This window comes from Burkholderia aenigmatica, assembly GCF_902499175.1.
GTDB lineage: Bacteria > Pseudomonadota > Gammaproteobacteria > Burkholderiales > Burkholderiaceae > Burkholderia > Burkholderia aenigmatica.
The window spans coordinates 1-15,878 of record NZ_CABVQC010000113.1; the positions used below are offsets into that span (position 1 = coordinate 1).

Annotated in this window: 15 protein-coding genes and 1 pseudogene; 6 read left to right on the forward strand and 10 right to left on the reverse strand. The window is 67.5% G+C overall.

Going from position 1 to position 15,878, the window contains the following annotated elements; all coding sequences use genetic code 11:
* Together BDO18943_RS41060 and BDO18943_RS41065 are read left to right on the forward strand one after the other, a co-directional pair.
* Positions 1 to 914, forward strand: a pseudogene (locus BDO18943_RS41060) (MMPL family transporter); the annotation flags it as partial.
* Positions 907 to 1,902 (forward strand): MlaA family lipoprotein, encoded by a 996-nt coding sequence (locus BDO18943_RS41065; protein ID WP_175026558.1) that lies wholly within the window; start codon positions 907 to 909, stop codon positions 1,900 to 1,902. The pseudogene BDO18943_RS41060 and the gene BDO18943_RS41065, both read left to right, overlap by 8 nt.
* 142 nt (positions 1,903 to 2,044) lie before the next feature.
* Here BDO18943_RS41065 and BDO18943_RS41070 read toward each other — a convergent pair whose 3' ends face one another.
* The 5 genes from BDO18943_RS41070 to BDO18943_RS41090 all read right to left on the reverse strand — a co-directional run bounded on the left by BDO18943_RS41070 (position 2,045) and on the right by BDO18943_RS41090 (position 7,449).
* Positions 2,045 to 2,701: a phosphorylase gene (locus BDO18943_RS41070; protein WP_235996324.1), complete on the reverse strand. Its 657-nt coding sequence runs from the start codon at positions 2,699 to 2,701 to the stop codon at positions 2,045 to 2,047.
* 51 nt (positions 2,702 to 2,752) lie between these two features.
* Complete coding sequence (gene shc, locus BDO18943_RS41075; protein WP_043186289.1) at positions 2,753 to 4,726, reverse strand: squalene--hopene cyclase; 1,974 nt, start codon at positions 4,724 to 4,726, stop codon at positions 2,753 to 2,755.
* A 15-nt stretch (positions 4,727 to 4,741) separates the two neighbouring features.
* Positions 4,742 to 5,995, reverse strand: coding sequence for a hydroxysqualene dehydroxylase HpnE (hpnE, locus tag BDO18943_RS41080; RefSeq protein ID WP_175026560.1), 1,254 nt, complete (start codon positions 5,993 to 5,995; stop codon positions 4,742 to 4,744).
* A 13-nt stretch (positions 5,996 to 6,008) separates the two neighbouring features.
* Complete coding sequence (hpnD, locus tag BDO18943_RS41085) at positions 6,009 to 6,857, reverse strand: presqualene diphosphate synthase HpnD (protein ID WP_175026561.1); 849 nt, start codon at positions 6,855 to 6,857, stop codon at positions 6,009 to 6,011.
* 259 nt (positions 6,858 to 7,116) lie between these two features.
* The gene (locus tag BDO18943_RS41090; protein ID WP_175026562.1) at positions 7,117 to 7,449 is read right to left on the reverse strand and encodes a hypothetical protein; all 333 of its coding nucleotides are present in this window, start codon (positions 7,447 to 7,449) and stop codon (positions 7,117 to 7,119) included.
* A 175-nt stretch (positions 7,450 to 7,624) separates the two neighbouring features.
* On the opposite strand from BDO18943_RS41090, the gene BDO18943_RS41095 reads away from it, so the two are divergent.
* Positions 7,625 to 8,509: an alpha/beta fold hydrolase gene (locus BDO18943_RS41095; RefSeq protein ID WP_089451541.1), complete on the forward strand. Its 885-nt coding sequence runs from the start codon at positions 7,625 to 7,627 to the stop codon at positions 8,507 to 8,509.
* Between the two features lie 61 nt (positions 8,510 to 8,570).
* Here BDO18943_RS41095 and BDO18943_RS41100 read toward each other — a convergent pair whose 3' ends face one another.
* The 3 genes from BDO18943_RS41100 to BDO18943_RS41110 are packed head-to-tail and all read right to left on the reverse strand — an operon-like array spanning position 8,571 to position 10,493.
* The gene (locus tag BDO18943_RS41100; protein ID WP_175026563.1) at positions 8,571 to 9,509 is read right to left on the reverse strand and encodes a GGDEF domain-containing protein; all 939 of its coding nucleotides are present in this window, start codon (positions 9,507 to 9,509) and stop codon (positions 8,571 to 8,573) included.
* The gene (locus tag BDO18943_RS41105) at positions 9,506 to 10,132 is read right to left on the reverse strand and encodes a chemotaxis protein CheC (protein ID WP_043186272.1); all 627 of its coding nucleotides are present in this window, start codon (positions 10,130 to 10,132) and stop codon (positions 9,506 to 9,508) included. Before BDO18943_RS41105 ends, BDO18943_RS41100 begins: the two co-directional genes overlap by 4 nt.
* Positions 10,125 to 10,493, reverse strand: coding sequence for a response regulator (locus BDO18943_RS41110; protein WP_043186270.1), 369 nt, complete (start codon positions 10,491 to 10,493; stop codon positions 10,125 to 10,127). Before BDO18943_RS41110 ends, BDO18943_RS41105 begins: the two co-directional genes overlap by 8 nt.
* A 421-nt stretch (positions 10,494 to 10,914) precedes the next feature.
* Here BDO18943_RS41110 and BDO18943_RS41115 point away from each other — a divergent pair, with 421 nt between their 5' ends.
* Positions 10,915 to 13,164, forward strand: coding sequence for a hybrid sensor histidine kinase/response regulator (locus BDO18943_RS41115; RefSeq protein ID WP_043186267.1), 2,250 nt, complete (start codon positions 10,915 to 10,917; stop codon positions 13,162 to 13,164).
* Positions 13,165 to 13,210: 46 nt separating this feature from the next.
* Here BDO18943_RS41115 and BDO18943_RS41120 read toward each other — a convergent pair whose 3' ends face one another.
* Entirely contained in the window at positions 13,211 to 13,765 is a 555-nt protein-coding gene (locus BDO18943_RS41120; protein WP_043186265.1) for an NADPH-dependent FMN reductase, read from the reverse strand.
* Between the two features lie 365 nt (positions 13,766 to 14,130).
* Between BDO18943_RS41120 and BDO18943_RS41125 the strand changes: the two genes are divergently transcribed.
* On the forward strand, positions 14,131 to 14,730 hold the full coding sequence (locus BDO18943_RS41125; RefSeq protein WP_043186262.1) for an RNA polymerase factor sigma-70: 600 nt from the start codon (positions 14,131 to 14,133) through the stop codon (positions 14,728 to 14,730).
* Positions 14,708 to 14,929: a zf-HC2 domain-containing protein gene (locus BDO18943_RS41130; protein WP_175026564.1), complete on the forward strand. Its 222-nt coding sequence runs from the start codon at positions 14,708 to 14,710 to the stop codon at positions 14,927 to 14,929. The genes BDO18943_RS41125 and BDO18943_RS41130 overlap by 23 nt, the downstream gene beginning before the upstream one ends.
* 135 nt (positions 14,930 to 15,064) lie before the next feature.
* On the opposite strand, the gene arsC is transcribed toward BDO18943_RS41130, so the two are convergent.
* Complete coding sequence (arsC, locus tag BDO18943_RS41135; protein ID WP_175026565.1) at positions 15,065 to 15,424, reverse strand: arsenate reductase (glutaredoxin); 360 nt, start codon at positions 15,422 to 15,424, stop codon at positions 15,065 to 15,067.
* Between the last annotated feature and the right edge of the window lie 454 nt (positions 15,425 to 15,878).

A 15,878-nucleotide genomic window follows, 5' to 3' on the forward strand; every position in this document is an offset into this window, starting at 1 on the left:
ACGCGCAGCGCGTCGCCGCACTCAAGCGCGTGTCGGACCTGTTGGGCTACGCGGCCGAAGATCACCCGGGCCCGGGTGCGGCCGCCGCGCAGCACCTGTCCGCGTCGCTCGCGAAGCTCGCCGCCGCGGACGCCGCGACGCGCGACCGCGCCGAGCGTGCGTTCTCCGACACGCTGCGCATCGCGCTCAACCAGCTCGCTTCGCTGCTGCAGCCGCAGGACATCACGCGCGAATCGCTGCCGCCGCAACTCGTGCGCGACTGGGTCGCGCCCGATGGCCATGCGCTCGTGCAGATTTCGCCGAAGGTGCCGAAAGGCGTCGACCCGAACGACGACACGATGCTGCGCCGCTTCGCGACGACCGTGAAGGCCGCGGAGCCGGGCACGACCGGCGGGCCGATCTCGATCCTGCATTCGGCCGACACGATCATCAACGCGTTCCTGCATGCGGCACTGTGGTCGATCATCTCGATCACGATCCTGCTGTGGGTCACGCTGCGCCGCTTCGGCGACGTGCTGCGCACGCTGGTGCCGCTGCTCGTGTCGGGCGTCGTGACGCTCGAGCTGTGCGTGGTGTTCGGCATGCAGTTGAACTTCGCGAACATCATCGCGCTGCCGCTGATGCTCGGCGTCGGCGTCGCGTTCAAGGTGTATTTCGTGATGGCGTGGCGCGCGGGGCAAACCGGGTTGCTGCACTCGAGCCTCACGCATGCCGTCCTGTTCAGCGCCGCGACGACGGCGACCGCATTCGGCAGCCTGTGGCTGTCCCACCACCCGGGCACGTCGAGCATGGGCAAGCTGCTCGCGCTGGCCCTGACCTGCACGCTGATCGGCGCCGTGGTGTTCCAGCCCGTCCTGATGGGCAAACCGCGCGTCAAACGCGCCAAGAACCAATCGCAAGGAATCAATGAATAAGGTGCGAATCATTGCGGCGACCGTTGCCGCCAGCGCAGTGCTGACCGGCTGCGCGACGGGACCGAACCGCAACCCCAACGACCCGCTCGAGCCGATGAACCGGGCGATGTACAAGTTCAACGACACCGTCGACACGAACATCGCCCAGCCGATCGCGAAGGGGTACCAGAAGGTCACGCCGACGCCCGTGCGCACCGCGATCAGCAACTTCTTCTCGAACCTCGGCGATCTCGGCAACATCGCGAACAACCTGCTGCAGCTGCGCATCACGGATGCCACCGAGGATCTGATGCGCGTCGCGATGAACTCGGTGTTCGGCGTCGCCGGCCTGATCGACATCGCGACGCCGGCCGGGCTGCCGAAGCATCACCAGGACTTCGGCCTGACGATGGCGCGCTGGGGCATGCCGTCGGGCCCGTATCTCGTGCTGCCGGTGTTCGGGCCGAGCACGATCCGCGACGGCGTCGGCCGCGCGGTGGACGTGCGCTTCAACCTGCTCAACTACATCGAGCCGGCGGCGCGCAACCCGATGTATATCGCGCAGTTCATCAGCGCGCGTTCGGACCTGCTCGGCGCCACCGACCTGCTGAAGCAGGCCGCACTCGATCCGTATTCGTTCGTGCGCGACGCGTACCTGCAACAGCGCAAGTCGCTGACGTACCACGGCCAGTCGTCGTCGGCCACGCCGCCGAGCTACAACGAACCGGGCGAACCGGGTAGCGCGCCGGCTTCGGCGCCGGCCGTGCCGGGGCTGCCGAACTACGAGGATCCGGGCGAGTCGGGCGGCGCATCGGGCGCCACGCCGAACAACGCGCCGGCCGCGCCGGGGTTGCCGCAGTACGACGATCCGGGTGCGGACAATGCGATGCCGGCGAGTGTGCCGGCTGCGGCATCGGCCGCTGCGCCTGCTGCGGCCTCGGCCGCTGCCCCCGCCGCGGCATCGGCAACCGCGCCGGCGACGCCCGCGAGCAGTCCGGCCGCGCAGTAACGCTGCAACGGCCACCGCCGCAAAGACAAAGAGCGCTGCAGTTCGCTGCAGCGCTCTTTTTTTGTCCGCGAGATCGGCGAGATCTACGAAAAGAGGAAAACCGGGAAGGGAAGAGAAGGGCGAGACCAGCGGCGCGTGCCGGTCAGGCGATCCGCATTGCGCCGGCACGCTCGAACGCGTGCCGCGCCTGGATCAGCGTCGTGCGCGCCGCCCGCGCGTCGCTCGCGACCTGCAGCAGCGGGCCGAGCTGCGACGGCTGCTTCAGCAGTTCGCGCAGGATCGGCAGGATCGCCGTGCTGCCGTCGTCGCGCAGGCCGGCCGTCGCCGCGCTCGGCAGCGTGCGCCACGCCGGATCGACGATCGCGCGGCACACCGCGAACGGGACGCCGCGCGCGGCCGCGAAGGCCGCCGCGATATGCGACTCCATGTCGACGGCGAGCGCGTGCTTCGCGCGATGCAGCGACGTCTTGTCCTGTTCGCTGACGACCGGCGAACCGACGGCCGCGATCGTGCCGCGCGTGACGCGCGGCCAGACCGGCGTGTCCTGCAGCGCGGCGACGAGCCGTGCGCTCCAGCCCGTATCGGTCTCGACGCGTCCGAACGGCCCGTCGATCGCGCTCGCGATCACGAGTGCGCCGGGCGCCAGGTCGGGCGCGAGCCCGCCCGCCGTGCCGAAGCTCACGATACCCGCGCAGCCGCGCGCGGTCGCCTCGGTCAGCGCGCGTTCGAGCCGGTCGGCCCGTGCGGCAAAGACGGCCTCGACACCGTCGCCGCGCGCGATGCGCGCCTCGAACGCCATCCCCGTCACGGCGATGACGGGCAACGTGCCGGTGGGTTGCGGCGCCACGCGTTACAGCCCGACCGTCACGCGCGTTGTGTTGTCGCGCTTCAGGTTGCGATAGCGGGCGAGCGCCCACAGCGGGAAGAACTTGCGATAGCCGTGGTAGCGCAGGTAGAACACGCGCGGGAAGCCCGTCGCCGTGAAGCGCACCTCGTCCCACAGGCCCTCTTCGTTCTGCTCGGCGATCAGGTAGTCGATGCCACGCGCCACCGCCGGGTTGTTCACCTCGCCGGCCGCCATCAGGCCGAGGAGTGCCCATGCGGTTTGCGATGCGGTGCTCGGCGCCTGCTCGAAGCCGCGATAGTTCAGCTTGTAGCTGTCGCCGTCCTCGCCCCAGCCGCCGTCCTTGTTCTGGATCGACAGCAGCCACTGCGCGCCGCGCTTCATGCGCGGATCGTCCGCCGTCAGGCCGGCCGCGTTCAGCGAGCTCAGTGCCGTCCACGTGCCGTACACGTAGTTCATCCCCCAGCGGCCGTACCAGCTGCCGTCCGGTTCCTGCTCCTTGAGCATGTAGTCGAGTGCGCGACGGGCCGGCTCGCTGTTCAGCGGCGTCTCGCCGAGCTGCGACAGCATCGACAGGCAGCGGCCCGACACGTCGGCCGTCGGCGGATCGAGCAGCGCGCCGTGATCCGAGAACGGGATGTTGTTCAGGTAGTACTGCGTGTTTTCCGGTTCGAACGCGCCCCAGCCGCCGTCGCTGCTCTGCATCCCGACGACCCACTCGCGCGCCCGCGCGATCGACTCGCGATAGGCATCGTTCTGCTTGAGTGTCTGCGCGCGCTCCATCGCCACCGCGACCACTGCCGTATCGTCGACGTCCGGGTAGTGCGCGTTCGCATACTGGAATGCCCAGCCGCCGGGCCGCACGTGCGGGCGGCGCGAGATCCAGTCGCCGCGCACGTCGAGGATCTGCAGCGGGCGCAGCCATTCGAGGCCGCGGATCGCGGCGTCCTCGGCCCGCGCGTCGCGCGTTTCGAGCAGCGCATGCGCAGCGAGCGACGTGTCCCACACCGGGGACAGGCACGGCTGGCAATATGCTTCGTCGTCCTGCACGACGAGCAGCTTCTCGATCGACTTGCGCGCGATCGCGCGGTTCGGGTGATCTTCCGCGTAGCCGAGCGCGTCGTACATCATCACCGAGTTGGCCATCGCCGGATAGATCGCGCCGAGGCCATCCTCGCCGTTCAGGCGCTCGTCGACGAACGACACGGCCTGGCGGATCGCGCGTTCGCGCGTGTAGTTCGGGAACAGGCCGTCGACCGCGCGCAGCGCATGGTCGACCACGCGGAAGAACGCGAACCAGCCCGCGCTCTGGTGGCCCTGGCGCGGCAGCAGCCCGGCGTTGACGGGCGGGTCGATGAACAGTTCGTCGATGCGCACGCCGCGCGGGTTCTTCGCGATCGGGCGCTTCGCGTTCAGCACGAGCAGCGGCACGATCACGGTGCGCGCCCAGTACGACACCTTCGACAGGTGGAACGGGAACCACTGCGGCAGCAGCATGATCTCGACCGGCATCATCGGCACCGCGCGCCACGGAATCGCACCGTACAGCGCGAGCTGGATACGCGTGAACACGTTCGACATCTCGGCGCCGCCCATCGCGTGGATGGCACGGCGCGCGCGCTGCATGTGCTCGGCATTCTCGTCGTCGCCGATCACCTTCAGCGCGAAATACGCCTTCACGCTCGCGCTGATGTTCGGCGCGCCGTCGGTGAACAGCGGCCAGCCGCCGTCGGCCTGCTGGATGCGGCGCAGATACTTGCCGATCTTCTGCTCGAGCTCGAGATTCGGCGTCTCGCCGAGATAGTGGACGAGCAGCACGTATTCGGCGGGAATCGTCGAGTCGGCTTCGAGTTCGTAGACCCAGTGTCCGTCCGCGTTCTGCGCGGCCAGCAGCGCGTCGGTCGCACGCGCGACGGCCGTATCGACGCCGGCCGGCACGGTGCCGGCGGACAGGGTAGCCATTTCGGTGAGATCGTTCATCGGTCCCTCTTTTACTTACTGTGTCTGGAGCACGTCCGCGGCCAGCTGGCCGGAACGGATCGCGCCCTCGATCGTGGCGGGCAAGCCGGTGGCAATCCAGTCGCCTGCCAGCACAAGATTGGTCCAGCGCGTACGCACGGCCGGACGCTTCATTTCCTGCGACGGCACCGCCGCAAAGCCTGCGCGCGGCTCGACGACGAGCTGCCACGCGGGAATGGTTTCCGGGTTCGCGCCGGTCACGCGCGCGACGTCTTCCCAGATGCGCCGCGCGAGCGTGTCGCGCGGCGTGTCGAACCAGCGGCCCGCGTCGCGGATCGTCGCCGCGAGCTGGCCGCCGCCGGTGCGCACCGCATCGACGACGCCGTTCACGACGGCCGTCTGCAGCGCGTTGCCGGCCGGCGCTTCGACCGCGAAATACGCGGTCACGACCGCGCTGAACGTATCGGGCGCGGTGAGTTCGGGCACGAGCGGCTGCGCGACCTCGGGCGGCACGGCCAGCACGACGGCGTCGCCCGGCGCGAGATCGACGTGCTCGCCGCCGACCGAGACCGCGTCGACCGCATTGCCGTGCGCGCCGAATTCGAACGCGTCGAGCCGCGAGTTCAGCCGGATCTGCGCGCCGCCGTGCTGCAGCATCCGCAGCGCCGGTTCGACGAAGGCGCTGCCGAGACCGTGGCGCGCGACGAGCGGACGGCAGCCGGGGCCGCCCGCGGCAAACGTGCCGTACAGCGCCGCGCGCGCAAGTTCGGCACTCGCATGGCGCGGCTCGACGTTCAGCACACCGAGGAAATACGGCCGCAGCCAACGTTCCCACAGCATGCCGTCGCAGCGCATCGTCTGTGCGAGTGAACGGCCCATGCGCGCGAACGCGAGCGGGGCGAGCGCGAGATAGTCGAGCGGCGTCGTGTCCGGCGCGCGCGACGCGGCATCGAACAGCCACGACGGCCAGCGCCCGTTGCCGAAGCGCAGCGTCCAGCGCTGCTGCGACGCGACGTCGACGACCGGGATTTCAGGCAGCGCGGGCCCCGCGAGCTGGTCGGCTGCGCCGATCGCGCGCAGGTAGCGCTGCGTCGCGGGCTGTCCCGCGAACACCGTGTGCAGCCCGCTGTCGAGCGTCGTGTTCAGCGTCCCGTCGAACCATGAGCGGCAGCGTCCGCCCGCCTGTGCGTGCGCGTCGTGCAGCACGATGCGTCGCCCGCGGCGTTGCAGTTCGACCGCGGCCGACAGGCCGGCAAGGCCGGCGCCGATCACGTGGACGGTCCTGGGCATCGACTCGGTCGGCTCAGAACAGCGCGTAGCGCGCGGCGATCATCAGCATGCGCGCCTTCGGCTTGCGCAGCGGTGCGCGCGGGAAGGCAAAGCCGCGTGCGATCGCGGCTTCGAGAATGCAGCGATACGCACCCGACATGATGCGCGGCGCCTTCACCTGTGCACGCGGACAGGTATCCATCACCGCGTCGGCCTGGCGGAAATGCTCGCGTGCGCGCTCGACCAGCGTCGCGCACACGCGCGGCAGCGCCGGATTGCGCACGATCGTCGCCGGGTCGGTGATCGCGATGCCTTCGCGCGCGAGCAGCTCGCGCGGCAGGTAGCAACGGTTGATCGCCGCATCGTCGTCGATGTCGCGCAGGATGTTGGTCAGCTGCAGCGCGCGGCCGAGGTGATGCGACAGCGTGATCCCTTCGGCTTCCGGCATCCCGAAAATCCTCACCGACAGCCGGCCCGCCGCGCTCGCCACGCGATCGCAGAAGAGGTCGAGCGTCGGTTCGTCGGGCGCGCAGATGTCTTCAACCGCATCCATCGCCATCCCGTCGATCATCGCGTGGAAATCGTCGCGCTGCAGGTTGAACGCGCGGATCTCGCGGTCGAGCGCGGCCAGGTGGCGCGGCGGGCGGCCGGCGAAGCACGCGTCGATGTCCGCGCGCCAGCGATCGAGGCCCGCGTTGCGCTCGGCGCGCGGCAGGTCGCTGTCGGCGATGTCGTCAACCGCGCGGCAAAACGCGTAGACCTGGAACATCGCGTCGCGCTGCACGGCCGGCAGGATGCGCATCGCAAGATAGAAAGAACTGCTCGATGTGACGGCAGCGGCGTCGGTTTCTTGTTCGTCCACGACGGAATTGGAAACGGCCAAGACGAGCTCCACGGAGACACCCACGCGGGGCGATTGAAGAAGCCATGCCCGGCTGGGATGGTCAGGGTGTCAAATGCGTGCGAGATATGCGAACGATCGACGCAGACAGGCACAAATTACCGGCCGGAAGCCGGAATTGGGCGAAAGTATAGCAATCTTTGAAGTTCGATGGCGGACACGCGCCGCGTGCGGCGGCGTGCCGGAAGCCGTTGACAGGCAAGCGCGTGCGGCCTGGGCGGGTACAGGCGCCGGCGGCGCGTCAGCCGTAAACGATGTCGCGCTGCAGGTCGAGCGCAATGAGCCCCATTTCGCGGGTGAGCTGCAGCATCGAGCGGCGTTCGAGGCGCGAGCCCATGAAACTCGTCACGCGGCCGTCGGGCTCCGCGGTGTACTGGAATGTCGCGCCTCCGGTGCCGAACCACGCGCCCGGCACATCGGGCGATTCCTGCCAGTCGATCTGCGCGAACACGCGCGCGATGCCCGCGCGCACCAGGTCGCCCGGGCCGATCGGCGGCGCGATGTCGCCGAGGTCGTCGAGCGAATAGGGGCCGGGTTTGTCCGGCTTCCGGTAGAAGAGATAGTCGACGTTCATGGGGCGCAATCGCTGGCAAAGCAACAAATTAGCGTGCTTCGCGATAAATTCAAATCAGATATGGACGAAATGTGGCCTGCACGAGACAAGAGGGACAGATCCAAACCGGCTCGTCTGGGCGCATGCAGGTTCGTCTAAGATGACACCTTTCTCAAAATATCGATACCCGGACACCATGGAGACGAACGCAAGCGCCACCCCGCAGTCCGATCATCCCGTTTTCGTGCTCGTGCACGGCGCCTGGCACGGCGCGTGGTGCTACGCGCACGTTGCGGCCGCGCTGGCCGCGCGCGGCCACCTGTCGATCGCGCGCGACCTGCCCGCGCACGGCATCAATGCCCGCTTTCCCGCTTCCTACCTCGCACGCCCGCTCGACCCGGATGCGTTCGGCGCCGAGCCGTCGCCGGTCGCGAACACGACGCTCGACGATTACGCCACGCAGGTGATGCAGGCGGTCGACGACGCCTACGCGCTCGGCCACGGCAAGGTCGTGCTCGTCGGGCACAGCATGGGCGGCCTTGCGATCACGGCGGCGGCCGAACGCGCGCCGGACAAGATCGCGAAGATCGTCTATCTCGCGGCCTTCATGCCCGCGTCGGGCGTGCCGGGCCTCGACTACGTGCGCGCGCCCGAGAACAAGGGTGAAATGCTCGGCCCGCTGATGCTCGCGAGCCCGCGCGTCGCCGGTGCGCTGCGCATCGATCCGCGCAGCGGCGACGCCGCGTATCGCGAGACCGCGAAGCGGGCGCTGTACGACGACGTGCCGCAGGCCGACTTCGAAGCCGTCGCGAACCTGATGACCTGCGACGTGCCGGCCGCGCCGTTCGCGACCGCGATCCCGACGACCGCCGCGCGCTGGGGCGCGATCGACCGCCACTACATCAAGTGCCTGCAGGATCGCGTGATCCTGCCCGCGCTGCAGCAGCGCTTCATCGACGAAGCCGACGCGTTCACGCCCGGCAACCCGACCCACGTGCATCAGCTCGACAGCAGCCATTCGCCGTTCATGTCGCAGCCGGCCGTGCTGGCCGGCGTGCTGGCCGATATCGCGAAGAGCTGAGCGCGGCACGCGCATCCGCTCCGCGCGCAGCGGGGCGGGGCAGGCGCGATCCCGGGTGCGCCTATGCGTAGGCGACCGAACGGTCGCGCCCGAGCCGCTTCGCGCGATAGAGCGCGGCGTCGGCCTCGTTGACGAGCACGTCACTGGTCGGCGCGCCGGTCTTCGCACACGCGCCGCCGACGCTCGCCGTCACCGGCACGCTGACGCCCTCGGCATCGACCGGCATGCTGCCGATCGCATCGCGCACCTTGTCGGCGACGAGCATCGCCTCGTCGAGACTCGTGCACGGCAGCAGCAGCGCGAATTCCTCGCCGCCGAAGCGGCCGAACGTATCCTGCGCCCGCACGATCGACGCGACGCGCCGCGCCGTCTCACGCAGCACGGCGTCGCCGGCCGCATGCCCGAACCGGTCGTTGATCGTCTTGAAGTGGTCGAGGTCGAACAGCAGCACCGACATGTCGCCGCCGTAGCGCTGCCAGCGCGCGAATTCGTCGCCGAGCCGCGCCTCGAAGAAGCGCCGGTTCGCGATGCCGGTCAGGCCGTCGCGATTCGCGTGTTCGCGCAGCTTCGCGACCGCTTCCTCGCGCTCGCGCTGCATCACGCTCACATGCGTGACGTCCGAGATCGTCACGCACACGGCTTCGACGTCGCGGCCGCGCGTGAGCGGCATGAACGTGCAGTCCTGCTGCATGTAGTCGACGCCGCCCGTGATCGGCCGGTCGTGCTCGAAGCGGAACAGGTAGGGCCGCTGCTCCCACGAGCTGAACGCGAAGCTGCCGAGCTGGAACACGCTCTCGAGCTTGCGGGACAGCCATGCGCGCGGCAGATCGGGAAAGCAGTCGAACAGGTTGCGGCCGATCACGTCGGCGGCCGGGATGCCGCTGTGGTCCTGCATGAAGCGATTCCACATCAGGACGGTCATCGCGCGGTCGAGCACGAACAGGCCGAAGCCGACCCGCTCGATCACGAGGTCGCTCAGCGACGGGGTAGCGGCCGTCATAGCGCGGACAGCAACGCGTCGAGCGCGTCGCCCATCAGGCGGATCGAATCTTCGGCCATCAGCATCACGAAGTGGGCCCGGAACGCGTGGTCCTCGAGCCCGAAGTTCACCTCGAGCAGCAATGCAACGCTCCATGCCAGCTCGGTCGGCTGAAATACGTCGTCGAACGACACGTTCGCGCCGAGCAGCCCCGGCGGAAAGAACACGGGCTTGCGGCCGAGCTCGTCGAGAATCGACGCGACGCACGCGCCCATCAGCACGTTCGCGACGTCGAACACGACTTCGTCGGGCGTCGCCATCCCGCCGTACACGCCGTCACCGAACGTGCGGTCGACGACCGACATCAGCCGCGCGATGCCCGCAGTGCGGCACAGCACGATCGCCTCGCCCTTGATGTCGGAACGGAAGCCCTGGCGCACGGCGGTCACGTTGTCGTGGATGCCCGTCATCTCGCGCAGCGCATCGCCCGCGTCGGCCGCTTTCACGACCCGCACGCGCGGCACCGACAGCTCGATGAAGTGCCCGAGCAGCAACGCGAGCCGCGCGGCGGCGCGGCCCATTGCAAGATTGGCGATCTCCTGCAACGCGTCGCGTTGCTCCGCCGTGAACACCGAGTCAGGCATACAACCCATACTCCTTGAGAATGGGCAGCAACGCCTCCGACGTCACGGGCTTGGCAACGAATGCGATCGCGCCCAATTCGCGCACGCGTGCTTGCGCCTGCGGCTGGATATCGGCGGATACCACGATCACGAACGTGTTCAGATCTTCGTGGCGCAGTGTCTCCAGGACCTGATAGCCGCTCATGTCGGGCATCGTCAGGTCCAGAAACATTACGGAAGCTTTGCCGTCACGATAGAGCGCCAGGGCCTCTCGACCATTCGCGGCATACGCGACATCGACGTCCCAGCCTCCCGGCAGCGCCTTTGTCAGAAGTTTGCGAGCGAGCAGCGAATCGTCGGCAATTACAATCGGCAAAGACATGGGGCGATGCGGTATACGGAGTGGTCTCTCTCGCGTTAACGACCGCGCGGCGCATTTCTTGAGGCGCCATGCGTTCGGGCACGGGCAACCGCCTGGCGGCCGCGCGCGGGCGCATATATCTGTCATAGGGAAAGCAAGGCGCGATTCTCTGAGTAAACCAGAGGCGATGCAACTCGCCATATTCACCATTTCGAACAGAATCGATCCAAACGCACGCCATTCCGAAAACAGCCGCGACCATTTTCGAGATAAGTACGCAAAATTTTTCCTTGTGTACGTTTGCGCTGCCGGATTCGTCGCGTTTTCAATCTGACAATTTCCCCCTGTCGGAATCGACAGGGTTACTGGCGTCCGGGGCCGTGCGGCGGGCCGTCGCAACTCGTTTATGATGGCAGGCACCTCCGCCTCACCCGCTTCTTCGATGACGTCCGACAGGCCCGCCGACTCCCACGCTCCCGCCTCCCCACCCGCCGACGACTGGCAGGACGACGGCAACTATGCGGCCGGTGCGCCCGAGCACGATTTCGCGGTGCGCCGTGTGACGCTGATCGTGCTGCTCGTCGCGGCGATCGTGCTGCCCTGCATCTACGTCGTGGTGATGGCGTACAGCGACCTGAAGACGCGCGAGGCCGCCGCAAGCGACGTGACGATGCGCACCGTGCGCGTGGCCGAGGAGCACGCGCTCAAGGTGTTCGACCTGAGCGAAACGCTCGATGCGCGCATCGTCGATCTCGTGCAGGACATGGACGACGCGACCGTGCGCAACCGGGAATCCGACATCCACGAAGCGCTGAACACGATCGGCGGCGGCTATCCGCAGGTGGCCGCCGTATCGATCTTCGGCGCGAGCGGGATGCTGCTCGCGAACAGCCTCTACTATCCGGCGCCCTATGCGTCGATCGCGAACCGCGACGACTTCGCCGGCATCCGCGACGGCAAGGTGATCGAACACATCTCGCGGCTGATGATGGGGCCGCTCAAGCTCGAGAACATTCCCGTGTTCAACACGGGCGTCGCGCGACGCCATAGCGACGGCTCGTTCGCCGGGATGGTGTCGATCGCGCTGAAGTCGTCGTATTTCAACGCGTTCTACCGCGACCTGCTCGGCGGCGCCAGCACGCCGATGACGATGGCGCTCGCACGCTCGGACGGCGCGGTGATCGCGTCGTATCCGCCGCCGCCCGCACTCGCGCACACCGATCGCGCGGTCACGTTCGGCGACGCGCGCAACGATCCGCGCGCCGGCGTCGTGCGCGTGCGCCACGACGGCGCGAGCAGCGAGATCGTCGCGTATCGCCAGGTCGGCAGCTATCCCGTCTATGTGACGTGCGCGTACCGCACGTCGGCAATCTGGCGTGAATGGTACGAACACCTGAGCGTGCTGTTCATCTCGATGTTCGCGCCGTCGATCGCGCTGTGGTCCGTGATCTGGCTGTCGCTCAAGCGGCTGAAGGCGGAAGAGGAGGCGTGGGACCGCTGGCAGGCCGAAGCGTCGATGCGGCGCTCGATCGAATCGGCGTACCGGCAGTCGCGCAAGATGCAGGCGCTCGGCAACCTCGTCGGCAGTGTCGCGCACGACTTCAACAACCTGCTGATGATCATCTCGAGCAACGTGCAGATCGTGCGGCGGCGCGGCGTCCAGCATCTCGACAAGGAACTCGGCGCGATCGAACGCGCGCTGAAGAACGGGCAGTCGCTCACGCGCCAGCTCCTCGGCGTCGCGCGCAAGCAGCCGCTGCACAACGAGACGATCGACGTCGGGCAATGGGTCGGTACGTGCCGCGAACTGCTGAAGACGTCGCTCGGTTCGAAATCGTCGCTGGTCGTTGCGATCGAGCCTGGCGTCTGGCCGATTCGCGTCGACGTCGCGGAGCTCGAACTCGCGGTGATCAACCTCGCGGTCAACGCCCGCGACGCGATGGCGGCCGGCGGCCGCTTCACGGTCGGCGCGCGCAACGTGACGCTGCGTCGCGAAGACGGCTTTCCGCTGACCGGCGATTTCGTGCAGATCGCGCTCGACGATACGGGGTCGGGCATGGCGCCCGACGTGCTCGCGCGCGCGTTCGAACCGCTGTTCACCACGAAGGCGCAGGGGATGGGGACAGGGCTCGGCCTGCCGCAGGTGTTCGCGTTCTGCGAACGCTCGGGCGGCCTCGCGACGATCGACAGCGCGGTCGGCGCCGGCACCTCGGTGCGCCTCTACCTGCCGCGCGCACGCGCCGAGGATGTCGTCGCGCGTCCGCCGGCGATCGCGCACGACGCGGGGGCAGGCGCGCTCGCCGGCCTGCACGTGCTGCTCGTCGAGGACAACAGCGAAGTCGCGGCCGGCACCGAAGCGCTGCTGTCGCTGCTCGGGCACCGCGTGACCTACGCGCCCACCGCCGACGACGCATTGCGCCTGATCGAGGGCGCAGCCGCGAACGACGCGTTCGACCTCGTGATTTCGGATATCCACATGCCGGGCAGCCTGAACGGCATCGACCTCGCCGAAGCAGTCGACAAGCGGCCGGAGAAGCTGCCCGTGATTCTGGTCACGGGTTACGCGGAGGAGCTCGACCGCACGCGCACCGTCAACGTCCGCGTGCTGTCGAAGCCGTTCGACATCGCGCTGCTCGACGAGATCCTGCTGGGCATCCGCGAAGCGCGTGACGCGCGGCACGCCGGCACGTGACCCGCTGCGTGCGGGCCGGCGCCGGCGGCATGAACGGGTGCGACGCTCAGGCCGACTTCAGCAGGCGCACCCAGCCCGTGTAGCGATCGACGAAGCCCTGCAGAAACTTGCGGGTGTCTTCGCTCAAGATCTGGCCCTGGTCGTCGATGCGCGCCGGATCGTGCTTGATGAACATCTCGGGCTGACCGAGCGTCTTCACGTCGAGGTACGCGAGCACATTGCGCAGGTGCTGCTGCGCGAGGGCGGTGCCCGTCGCGCCCGGCGACGTGCCGAGCACTGCACCCGGCTTGCCCGACCACGAGTTGGAACCCCACGGGCGCGAACCCCAGTCGATTGCATTCTTCAGCACGCCCGGAATCGACCGGTTGTACTCGGGCGTGAAGAACAGCAGCGCGTCGGCGGCTTCGATCGACTGCTTGAAGCGCTTCGCGACTTCCGGGAAATCCGAGTCATAGTCCTGGCTGTACAGCGGCAGCTCGCCGATCTCGACGAACTCGAACGAAAAATCGGCGGGGGCGAGCGAGATCACGGCGTGCGCGAGCGCGCGGTTCCACGAAGCGCGGCGCAGGCTGCCGACAACCACAGCGATGCGATAGGACATGGCATTCTCCTTCCGGTGAGTGAGGAATCGGATCGATTGCTTCCGAATGAGCGACAAAGGTCTGTTTATAGGCAAGCCAGCCCGCGAACCGTCCCACGGGGCCGTCCGGCCGACTTTCCACAAGGTTTTCCACAGAAATTGTGGATAACTTGGCCGTTATGTTCTGACGTTACAGATTGCCCGCCGCGAGTCATCACGGACACGCGACACAGGGTTCGGCAAGCATAGCGCAGCGCGCCGGCCGATTTCGTGAATTCGCGACGGAACATGCATTGCAGCCCGGCACGGCGCCCAGTAAGCTGCTCGCACCGCGACGCGCCTGCTGGGCGACGCAAGTGCCCTTGCCTCGAGACACGCAACCAGACATGCCGTCCGCCTACGACGACCCCGCCTATCTCGCGCAGCTGCGGCGCGACCTGCTGCGCTTCGCGCGACTCCAGCTCCGCGATGCCGACGCGGCCGAAGATGCCGTGCAGGAAGCGCTCGCCGCCGCGTGGTCGCATGCGGGCGATTTCGCGGGGCTGTCGGCTCACAAGACCTGGGTGTTCGGCATCCTGCGCAACAAGCTGATCGACGTGCTGCGCGCGCGGCAGCGGACGGTGAGCCTGTCCGCGCTCGATGCCGAGCTCGACGGCGAATCCGTGCTCGATCGCGAGCTGTTCAAGGAAAACGGGCACTGGGCCGCGCATGCGAAGCCGCGGCCGTGGCCTCGCCCCGAAACGCTGTTGCAACAACAGCAGTTCTGGGCGCTGTTCGAGGCGTGCCTCGATCACCTGCCGGAGCAGATCGGGCGCGTATTCATGATGCGCGAATTCCTCGACGTCGAGATTATGGACATCTGCAGCGAATTGACGCTGACGACGAATCATTGCAGCGTGCTGCTGTATCGGGCGCGCACGCGCCTGCGAACCTGCCTGAGCGAACAAGGACTGACGACCGAAGATGCTGCCGGGGAAATGTACTGACGTGACGCGACTGCTGTCGGATGCGCTCGACCGGCATCTGACCCTGCATGAGCGGCTGCAGGTGCGCGTACACCTGCCGACCTGCAGCGGCTGCAGGGCCTATCGTGGGCAGATCGCGCTGTTGCGGACAGCCGCGAAAGCAGCGGCTGGACGGGGGCCTTCCCCGGATGATGACGGTGCGTCGTCCGGGGACAGCTAAGCCTGGATCGCGTGACTGCCGATCGTCAGGGCGGTGGTGGCGTGCTGCCCGGCGATCGGGCTAGCTTCGATTGCCGATGCTTGTGCGAACACGTGTGCCGGGCTGACGCAATCAGAAAAATACGGCGGGCAAGAATTATTCGAACAGCGCCTGCACGGATTCGGGCGGCCGGCCGATGGCGGCCTTGCCGCGATAAACGACGATGGGCCGCTGCAGCAGAATCGGATGAGCGGCAATTGCCGCATAGGCTTCCACATCGGTCAGATCGGCGCGGGCGAGATTCAGCTCCTTGTACGGCGCCTCACCGTCGCGCAGCATGTCGCGAACCGGGCGGCCAAGCTGCCGATGCAGCGCTTCCAGTTCCTCGACCGTCGGCGGTGTCTTCAGGTACTCGACGACATTCAACGGCGCACCGGTGGTATTCAGCGACTCGATCAACGCAAGCGTCTCGCGCGACTTCGAGCATCGGGGGTTGTGGTAGATCGTGATCATCATTCAGGCCAAGAGGGGAGAGCCCTGTATTGTAGCCAGTCCGCATCGGGGGCCTGGCGGGGCCAGTCGGCGCGGGATCAGGCATGGATTCGCTGCTTCATAGAGGCAGGTGAATAAAACGGAGCGATGAACCGTGAGAGGGGAGTGCTGTTCGGGATGCGCGTCAATGAATCAATGGGTTTATGCGCATAAAGGTGGGTCGGACGCTATCGCGGGGCGGTAAATAAATTCCCGCACGCCAGATCAATACGATGGGTGTTTCGGACCGTAAAGGATGCAGGCGGGGGTGTCGTAGGTTGGTTGGTTTATGCGCATAAAGCGTGCGATTGCAGGGTGAGGTAGCTCGCTATTCACGGTGCGGTGCGTACGGACACTTCGGCGTGTCGGTGTGCTGCCTGTGTCGGTGTGCTGCCTGTGTCGGTGTGCTGCCTGTGTCGGTGTGCTGCCTGTGTCGGTG

Excerpts from the sequence above, each read along its gene's own strand:
- BDO18943_RS41065 (WP_175026558.1), top strand. The coding sequence starts at position 907 with ATGAATAAGGTGCGAATCATTGCGGCGACCGTTGCCGCCAGCGCAGTG.
- BDO18943_RS41070 (WP_235996324.1), bottom strand. The coding sequence starts at position 2,701 with ATGGCGTTCGAGGCGCGCATCGCGCGCGGCGACGGTGTCGAGGCCGTC.
- shc (WP_043186289.1), bottom strand. The coding sequence starts at position 4,726 with ATGAACGATCTCACCGAAATGGCTACCCTGTCCGCCGGCACCGTGCCG.
- hpnE (WP_175026560.1), bottom strand. The coding sequence starts at position 5,995 with ATGCCCAGGACCGTCCACGTGATCGGCGCCGGCCTTGCCGGCCTGTCG.
- BDO18943_RS41090 (WP_175026562.1), bottom strand. The coding sequence starts at position 7,449 with ATGAACGTCGACTATCTCTTCTACCGGAAGCCGGACAAACCCGGCCCC.
- BDO18943_RS41095 (WP_089451541.1), top strand. The coding sequence starts at position 7,625 with ATGGAGACGAACGCAAGCGCCACCCCGCAGTCCGATCATCCCGTTTTC.
- BDO18943_RS41100 (WP_175026563.1), bottom strand. The coding sequence starts at position 9,509 with ATGACGGCCGCTACCCCGTCGCTGAGCGACCTCGTGATCGAGCGGGTC.
- BDO18943_RS41105 (WP_043186272.1), bottom strand. The coding sequence starts at position 10,132 with ATGCCTGACTCGGTGTTCACGGCGGAGCAACGCGACGCGTTGCAGGAG.
- BDO18943_RS41110 (WP_043186270.1), bottom strand. The coding sequence starts at position 10,493 with ATGTCTTTGCCGATTGTAATTGCCGACGATTCGCTGCTCGCTCGCAAA.
- BDO18943_RS41115 (WP_043186267.1), top strand. The coding sequence starts at position 10,915 with ATGACGTCCGACAGGCCCGCCGACTCCCACGCTCCCGCCTCCCCACCC.
- BDO18943_RS41120 (WP_043186265.1), bottom strand. The coding sequence starts at position 13,765 with ATGTCCTATCGCATCGCTGTGGTTGTCGGCAGCCTGCGCCGCGCTTCG.
- BDO18943_RS41125 (WP_043186262.1), top strand. The coding sequence starts at position 14,131 with ATGCCGTCCGCCTACGACGACCCCGCCTATCTCGCGCAGCTGCGGCGC.
- BDO18943_RS41130 (WP_175026564.1), top strand. The coding sequence starts at position 14,708 with ATGCTGCCGGGGAAATGTACTGACGTGACGCGACTGCTGTCGGATGCG.
- arsC (WP_175026565.1), bottom strand. The coding sequence starts at position 15,424 with ATGATGATCACGATCTACCACAACCCCCGATGCTCGAAGTCGCGCGAG.